Genomic DNA, 7963 nt, shown 5'->3' with positions numbered 1-7963 from the left:
CGCCTCGATCACCTGTCCATGCGTCAACTCCGCCGTGTCCCGCACCGGGCAGGCCGCATCCACCAGCTCCCGGATCCGTAACCGCGAGCAGAACCCGGCGATGACCGGTAACGCTCCGAGCATCTTCTCGACACTGGCCTGGCCCCACTGCGCACGCTGTCTCACCAGCCAGGTGATATCGCGACGACGATCACCACGGCAACCCGGCGATCTTCAAAAAGCCTCACGTGCGGAAAACGGGGCTAGCGGCCCAGGCCGCGCCTGCGCACCCGCTTCAGCCGCTCGCGCTGGCTGGGGTCGAGCATGAAATAGCCGGCCACCGGGGCGCCCAGCAGGGCGAGCACGATGATCCAGTTGGCCAGTGCGGGCAGCGGCAGCAGCAGGAGCACGAGGACGGACGCGATGGCCGCGCCTACGTAGTACTTCCCCAGTGGCGACATGATGGGCCTTTCCTATCGGTGGGGCACATGCCCCGCCCTCACATTGTGCGTCGCCAGGACAACGATCGGGCGGGGGCCGGGGGTTCCAGGGCGCTAACCCGCGGCGATCGACCGCTCGATCCACCCGGCGATCTTCTTCGCCGCCGTGGAGGTGACGCGGTCGGGGTCGGCGTCGTTGCCCCGGGAGTACTGCACGGCGATCAGGACGTTGCCCACCCGGTAAAGGACCTCCGAGCCGTAGGTGAGGCCGTTTCCGGTGTACTCCGTGATGTACGCCTGCTCGCCGGGCCCGTCGTAGATCTTCGGCGGCACGGTGTGCCGCACCGGCTGCCCCAAGTTCGCGGTCTTGCGGCCCATCTCCTGCTGGAGGCGATTGACGAAGTACAACCGTGCCCGCTCGGCGCCCGTGTCGCCGTCCTTGGGAGTGAAGTGGAGGGCGTAGATCGTGAGGGTCCGCCGGAAGGAGCGCGGCAGGTTGCTGTCGGCGGTCATCCAGCCGCACTCGTGGTCGCGTCTCGTGGGATTGAGGGAGACGCCCACCTCGCGCATCTGGTCCTTGGTGAGGAAGCCGCACGGGTCGAGCGGGGCGTCGAAGTGGGTCGGGAGAACGAGCGGCGGCGACGGGGTGGGAGCGGCGACCGGCTCGGCCCTGCCCGAGCGCCACAGGAGGACCCCCGCCACGGACGCCGCCAGCAGGACCGCCAGCGCCCCCGCCAGCAGCAGCACGCCGCGGCGGCGGCCCAGGCGGTGCCGGGGGGCGATGCGCAGCAGCGTCAGGCGTACCGACTCGTCGTCCGGCCGTGAGGACGGGTCGTCCTGGAGCAGCGCGGCCAGCAGCGGGGCCAGCGGCCCGTCCGGGGGCGGCGCGTTCTCGGGGTCGGTGAGCGGGATGTCGCCCATCGTCATCGGCGTGCCCTGCCCGCCCGGCGGGTGGCCCTCCAGCGCGGTGTAGAGCATCACCCCCAGGTCCCGCATGTCGTCGCCATAGGACCCGGTGGTGGCGAACCCGGACACCGCGACCCGGCCGTCCGGGGCGATGACCACCGCGTCGGGGGACAGGCCGCCGTGCGATACGCCGACCGCCTTGGCGGCGCGCAGCGCGTCGAACACCCGCAGCCCGATGTCGGCCACCCGCTCGGCGGGCTGCGGGCCCTCCGTGCGCAGCGTCTGGGACAGTGTGCGCCCCGGGATCAGTTCGCAGACCATCCAGAGCCGGTCGGTGGTCACCAAGACGTCATGGATGGTGACGATCGCCGGGTGCCGCAGCCCGGCCGCCGCCCGCACGGTGGCCAGCACGGACTCGCGCCCCGGCCCTGGCGGCGGCAGCGGCACCTCGCTGATCGCGACGTCGCGGTGCAGCATCTCATCGCGCGCCCGCCACGGCCCGCCCGCCTGGTCGAGCCGGCCGAGCAGCCGGTACCTGCCGCCGAGCAGCGCCGAACCCGGGTCAGCCACGGCTGTTCAGCTCCTCGGCGATGGACCTGGCGGACTTGAGCGCCCGCTCCTTCAGGTCCTCCGTCGGCTTCTTGCCCTTCATCGACAGGTCCGCTTCCACGAGCAGGTTGCTGGACTGGAAGACGACCGTGCTCGACGTGCGGTCCAGGCTGGTGCCCTCGTACGCGAAGCCGTCCTGACCCACACCGGTGACCGACCGCAGCGGGAAGACCGATCCGACCGGGGAGGTCCCGGCGTCGGCGGCCATGTTCTGCCGGTGGTGGACGAGGAAGGCGTGGGCCACCTCGGGCGCGGTGAGCTTCTTGGCCGGCTTGTAGAGGGTCAGCCGCACCCGGAGCCACCGCACCTCGCTGGACCCGCCCCAGTCGCAGTACTGCTGGCGCGCCGTATCGACCTGGGGGCTGGGGGTGGGCAGGACCAGTTTGCCCTGTTCGAGGGTGAGCAGGCCGCACGGGTCGGGGAGTTCGGTGAACCGCCCGGCGCGCGGGTCGGCGGACGGCGTGCCCGTCGCGGCGACGGTCCCGCCCGACCCGTCGCGGGACATCGTCCACAGTACCGTGCCTAGTACGGCCAGCGCGGCCACACCCGCCGTCGCGGCGGCCATGATCCGCCTGCGCCGCGTCGGTGACCTGCGGCGCAGCGCGGGGGCCGGGCGTCCCTCGGCGACATGCCGAAGGGCGGTGCGCAACTCGGCCGCTCCCGGGCGCACCCGCGGGTCCTTCTCCAGTACGGCGATCAGCACCGGCGCCAGGTGCCCCGCGTGCGCGGGCTCCGGCGTGGGCTGGGTGAGCACCGCGCCCAGAGTCGCCACCGGCGTCGCCCGGTGGAACGGCGAGTGGCCCTCCACGGCGGCGAAAAGCGTCGCCCCCAGCGACCACAGGTCGGCGGGCGGCGCCTCGGCCACGCCGCGCAGTCGTTCGGGGGCGATGTAGCCGGGCGAGCCGACCAGGCTGCCCGGCCGGGTCGGGCCGGTGTCGTTCTCCAGGGTCGCGATGCCGAAGTCGGTGAGCAGCACCCGCCCGTCGTCGGCGATCATGATGTTGCCCGGCTTGACGTCGCGGTGCATCAGCCCGCCGCGGTGGGCGTGGGTGAGCGCGTCGAGCACGGCAAGCCCGATCATCGCGGTGCGCTCAGGTGCCAGCGGGCCGTCCCGTTTCACGACCTGTTCCAGGGAACTGCCCTTGACCAGGTCCATCACGATCCACGGGCGGCCGTCGTGCAGGATCACGTCGTGTACGGCCACGATCGAGGGGTGGGAGAGCATCGCGGCGGCGCGGGCCTCGCGCATGGTCCGCTCGCTCAGGTCGGCGCGCTGCGCCTCGGGCAGGTACGGCGCGGGGCGCACCTCCTTGACCGCGACCTCGCGCATCAGCAGCTGGTCGCGGGCCCGCCAGACGACGCCCATGCCGCCCGCGCCCAGCCGTTCCTCCAGCTTGTAGCGACCTGCGAGCGGCGGCGGCGGGTGTTCCAGGTCAGCCACGGGCGTTCAGCTCCGCGACGATCGCCCGGGCCGCCTTCTCCGCGCCCGCGGCGAGCCTGCCGTCCTTGTCCTCCTTGGTCCCGCTGCGCTCGTACTCGATCTCCACGACGAGGTTGCTGATCCGGCACAGCACCGTGCGCCTGACGGAGTCGCCGAACATGCCGATCGTCATGGGCTTGGTGTAGCCGAAGGACTCGTCCCCGAGGCCGGACAGCGCGACGGGCGGCGCCGGGGCGGGGGTGTTGATCTGGCCGTTGCGGACGAAGTCGTCGCGCTTGCCGGAGAAGTACTCCTTGGCCTTGGCGACTCCCGTGGCCTCCTGCTCGTACTTCACGAGCCGCAGCACCATGTCGTACTTGCCGTTCGACGGCTTGCCGGACTCCAAGGCCGCCCGCCATTCGCACTGCAGCTCGGACACCTGCGAGGTGCGCGAGGAGGGCAGCAGTTCGGCCACCAGGGCGTCACTGAGCAGCCCGCAGGCCCGGGGCACCTCGGCGAACCGGCCCTTCGCGCCGGAGGCGGCCGGGGTGGGGGTGGGCGTGGCCACCGCCATGGGCCGCTCGCCCCGCAGGTACGGCGCGCCCAGCACCCCGATGGCCGCCGCCATCGCCACCATCAGCAGCACAGTGAGCACCACGATCGGCCGCGGCACCAGCACGCCGGTCCGCTTGGAGCCGTCGATCGTGGGCTGGGTGCCGTGCGAGCGTGCCACCGGCTGCTCCGGTGGCGGGCCCTTGGACTCGCCGGGCGGCATGGCGGGAAGGCCGTCCCTCGGGGTGTGCCGGTGCATGGGTCAGGCCGTCCGGTCCATGGCCGTGATGAACCAGCGGGCCGCCGTCGCCGCGCTCTGGCGCAGCGTCCGTTCGTCGCGAGCGCCGTCGAGGGCGGTGTAGCCGACCTTGATGACCAGATTGTCCACGCGCGTCACTATGTAGCTCTGTTCCATTTTCAGATGGGTCCTGTTGTCGTACTGGTGGATCGCGAACGCCTCGTCACCGATGCCGGTGACCGGTTCCGGGTCGGTCACGCGGGCCGAGCGCATCCCCTTCGCGCCGATGTCCGGCCACTTCCAGCCGATGGTCCCGCTGGGGAAGGCGGTGTTCAGCTCGTTGCGGTACCACTCGTGCGCCCGCGCCGGGCTGGACCCCCAGGTCGATTCCTCCCTGCTGAGGCCGAATCCCCGCCCGCCGACCAGCTCGATGGTCAGTGCCACGCCCTTCCCCGGCCACTGGCAGCCCTCCCGGTTGTTGGGCTCGCCCGCGGGGCCGGTCGGCACGAGCCGTCGTATCTGGGCGTCGGTGAGCATCGAGCAGAACCGCAGCGGGATCGCGTACTTCCCGGTCTCCTCGCTCAGCCTGGTGGGCTTCGGCTCGGGCGCGGCGGCGCGGTCCACGGCGTTCACGCCGAGCGCCGTACCGGTGCTCACCAGCGGCAACCCGACGATCATCGCCGCCGCCACGAGCCACGTACGGCCGCGCCCGCGCGGCTGCGGGCCGGTCGGCGCGCTGGTGGGCGACGGGGGAGGGGGCGGCAGGGCAGGGGTGCGGCCCGAGGCCAGGTCGCGCAGCATCCGCTCGGCCACCGGCAGCGGCGGGCGTACGGCGGGGTCGGCGGCGAGCAGGTGCTCCAGCACCGGGCCGAGCGGACCGGCCCGCTCCGCCGGGCGGGCGGGCTCGGTGAGCACCTTGCGCAGCACCTCGATCGGCGACTCCGCGTCGTGCGGCGGGCGTCCCTCCACCCCGAAATAGAGCGTCGCGCCCAGCGACCACAGGTCGCCCGCGGGGCCGTCGTCGGCGCCGCTCAGCCGTTCCGGCGCGACGTAGGCCGGGGTGCCGATCAGGTGCACGGTACGCCCGATCGTGGTCTCCCCCTCGATCGCCGCGGCCCCGAAGTCGGTGAGCACCGCCCGGCCGGTCCTGGTCAGGAAGACGTTGCCCGGCTTGACGTCGCGGTGCACGATCCCGGCGGCGTGCGCGACGGCCAGCGCGGACAGCACGTGGACGCCCACCCTGGCCAGTTGGTGCGGCGGCAGCGGCCCGCGCTCGGCCACGGTCCGCTCCAGGGACGCGCCGCTGAGGAGTTCCATCACCACCCAGGGCCGGCCGTCCTCCACCAGCACGTCGTGGACGGTCACGATGGACGGATGGCGCAGCCGGGCGGCCACGTTGGCCTCGCGGACGGCCGCCTCGCGGATCTCCGCGCGGCGGTCCTCGGACAGGTCGGGCGGGATGTGGACCTCCTTGATGGCCACGTCCCTGCCCAGTACGTCATCGAGGGCGAGCCAGACGGTGCCCACCGTGCCCTCCCCCAGTGGGTTCAGCAACCGGTAGCGTCCGGCCAGCCGTCGAGCGCCGATCAATGGGCCCTCCCCGTCCGACTGCATGGCCCATAGCAAAATAGCCATTTACCATCCGTACGGCCACCTACCGGCCTCCAGGGCTTTCTGTCAGGCTGGCAGGGAGGCCCCGGCGGGAGGAGAGCGCATGTCCGCGGCGTATCCCGAGCAGCGCGTGCCGCCCCGGCTGGACGACCTGGCCGCCGTGATCCTCGCCCCGACCAGCGCGCTGAGCGGCCCTGACGGGCAGATCAGGCCCATCGGGGCACAGGGGGTGTTCCACGCGGACCACCGGGTGCTGTCCCGGGCCGTGCTGCTGGTGGACGGCCTGGAGCCGGAGGCCGTCGCGTACGCGCCCGGCGGCCCCGGCGTCGCCAGGTTCGTCGCGCTGGCCCGCTGGCTCGGCGACGAGGGCCCCGACCCCGTGGTCCGGATCGAACGCCTCCGCACGGTGACCGGGCAGGGCCTGCGCGAGGAGATCACGATCATCTCGTCGGCCGCCGGGCCGCTCGCCATCGATGTGAGCCTGGCCCTGGGCTGCGACTTCGCGCCGATGGAGAAGGTCAGGTCCGGCTTCGCCGGGGAGCCCGCGTCCGCCGTGAGCCAGGCGGACGGCGCCCTGGTCTGGCGCGGCCCCGGCGGCGTGACCACCACCGTCGTGGGGGAGGACGCGCGCGCGAAGGCCGCCGATGACCCCCGGCTGGCCTGGCAGGTCGCGCTCGCCCCCGGCGGGCGGGCGGTGCTGCGCTGGTCGGCGGGCGTGACCGACCCGGGCGCGGTGGTGATCGCCGCCACCGGCCCGGCCGAGTGGTCCGAGCCCGAGGTGCGGGCCGATGACCGCCGCCTGGCCGGGCTGCTCCGGCTTTCGCTGGACGACCTGCGTTCGCTGCGGATGGCCGACGCCACCGCGCCCGGCGACACCTTCATCGGCGCGGGCGTGCCGTGGTACCTCACGCTGTTCGGCCGCGACAGCCTGTGGACCGCCCGGATGCTGCTGCCGCTCGGCACCGAACTGGCCGAGAGCACCCTGCGCGTGCTCGCCCGCCGCCAGGGCAAGGCGACCGGCGTCCACTCGGGCGAGGCCCCCGGCAAGATCCTGCACGAACTGCGCCGCGGCGAGTACACGGTCACCGGCCGGGGCGGCCGGATCCGGCTGCCACCCGTCTACTACGGCACCGTGGACGCCACCCTGCTGTGGATCTGCCTGCTGCACGACGCCTGGCGCTGGGGGATGCCCGAGCAGGAGGTCGCCGCGCTGCTGCCCGCGCTGCGCGCGGCGCTCGGCTGGCTGGGCGGCGACGCCGACCCCGACGGCGACGGCTTCGTCGAGTACGTCGACGAGGGCGGCCTGGGCCTGGCGAACCAGGGCTGGAAGGACTCCCCGGACGCGGTGCGGTTCCACGACGGGCGGCAGGCGGCGGACCCGATCGCGCTCGCCGAGGTACAGGGTTACGCGTACGAGGCGGCGACGGGCGGGGCCGCGCTGCTGGACGCCTTCGCCAAACCGGGGGAGGGGGACCGCTGGCGGGAGTACGCCGCCGCGCTCGCCGCGCGCTTTCGCGACCGCTTCTGGGTGGACACCGGCCCGTACGGCCCGCTTCCCGCCCTGGCCCTCGACCGCGACAAGCGCCCGGTGGACTCCCTGACCAGCAACATCGGCCACCTGCTCGGCACCGGCCTGCTCTCCCCCGAGGAGGAGGGCCGGGTCGCCGGCCTGCTGGCGGCCCCCGAGATGTCCGGCGGGTTCGGCCTGCGCACGATGTCCGCCCGCGACGGGGGCTACAACCCGCTGTCCTACCACTGCGGCTCGGTCTGGGTCCACGACACCGTCATCGTGATCACCGGGCTGGCCGCGGCCGGGCACCACGAGTCGGCCGCGGACCTGGCGCGTTCGCTGCTCGACGCCGCCGAGGCGTTCGGCCACCGGCTCCCCGAGCTCTACGCGGGAGACGACCGTGAGCCCCTCGGCAGGCCGGTGCCCTACCCCACCGCCTGCCGCCCCCAGGCGTGGAGCGCCGCCGCGGCCGTGTCCATCGTCAACGCGGTGCTGGGGGTGCGCCCCGACGTTCCGGCGGGCCGGGTGGCGCTGCGCCCGCTCGCCGGGGCCCCGCTCGGCGCGCTCTCGGTACGCGGGCTGCGGATCGCGGGCGCCGACGTGGAGGCCGCCGTGGACGCCGCCGGGGACGGCTCCCTCACCGGCCTGCCCGGCGGGCTCACCCTGACCTGACTGCACCGGTTCTTCACATTGTGGAT

General features: G+C 73.6%; 7 protein-coding genes. 1 reads left to right on the top strand and 6 read right to left on the bottom strand.

Annotation, left to right across the window (positions count from 1 at the left end):
* The 6 genes from DP939_RS21195 to DP939_RS21170 all read right to left on the bottom strand — a co-directional run.
* The coding region (locus DP939_RS21195) for a DUF4277 domain-containing protein (RefSeq protein ID WP_225878402.1) at nucleotides 1–123 on the bottom strand (123 nt) is incomplete at its 3' end.
* 119 nt (nucleotides 124–242) lie between these two features.
* Nucleotides 243–440, bottom strand: coding sequence for a hypothetical protein (locus DP939_RS21190; RefSeq protein WP_113982460.1), 198 nt, complete (start codon nucleotides 438–440; stop codon nucleotides 243–245).
* Nucleotides 441–533: 93 nt separating this feature from the next.
* Nucleotides 534–1895: a hypothetical protein gene (locus DP939_RS21185; RefSeq protein ID WP_113982459.1), complete on the bottom strand. Its 1362-nt coding sequence runs from the start codon at nucleotides 1893–1895 to the stop codon at nucleotides 534–536.
* The gene (locus tag DP939_RS21180) at nucleotides 1888–3375 is read right to left on the bottom strand and encodes a serine/threonine-protein kinase (protein ID WP_113982458.1); all 1488 of its coding nucleotides are present in this window, start codon (nucleotides 3373–3375) and stop codon (nucleotides 1888–1890) included. Before DP939_RS21180 ends, DP939_RS21185 begins: the two co-directional genes overlap by 8 nt.
* Nucleotides 3368–4165 (bottom strand): hypothetical protein, encoded by a 798-nt coding sequence (locus DP939_RS21175; RefSeq protein WP_113982457.1) that lies wholly within the window; start codon nucleotides 4163–4165, stop codon nucleotides 3368–3370. The genes DP939_RS21180 and DP939_RS21175 overlap by 8 nt, the downstream gene beginning before the upstream one ends.
* Before the next feature lie 3 nt (nucleotides 4166–4168).
* A complete protein-coding gene (locus tag DP939_RS21170) occupies nucleotides 4169–5779 on the bottom strand; it encodes a serine/threonine-protein kinase (RefSeq protein WP_113982456.1) in 1611 nt (536 codons plus the stop codon).
* Nucleotides 5780–5858: 79 nt separating this feature from the next.
* Here DP939_RS21170 and DP939_RS21165 point away from each other — a divergent pair, with 79 nt between their 5' ends.
* A complete protein-coding gene (locus tag DP939_RS21165; RefSeq protein ID WP_113982455.1) occupies nucleotides 5859–7937 on the top strand; it encodes an amylo-alpha-1,6-glucosidase in 2079 nt (692 codons plus the stop codon).
* Nucleotides 7938–7963: the final 26 nt, after the last annotated feature.

The sequence above is a fragment of the Spongiactinospora rosea genome, assembly GCF_003315795.1.
GTDB lineage: Bacteria > Actinomycetota > Actinomycetes > Streptosporangiales > Streptosporangiaceae > Spongiactinospora > Spongiactinospora rosea.
This window is presented reverse-complemented; position numbering and strand designations above follow the sequence as displayed.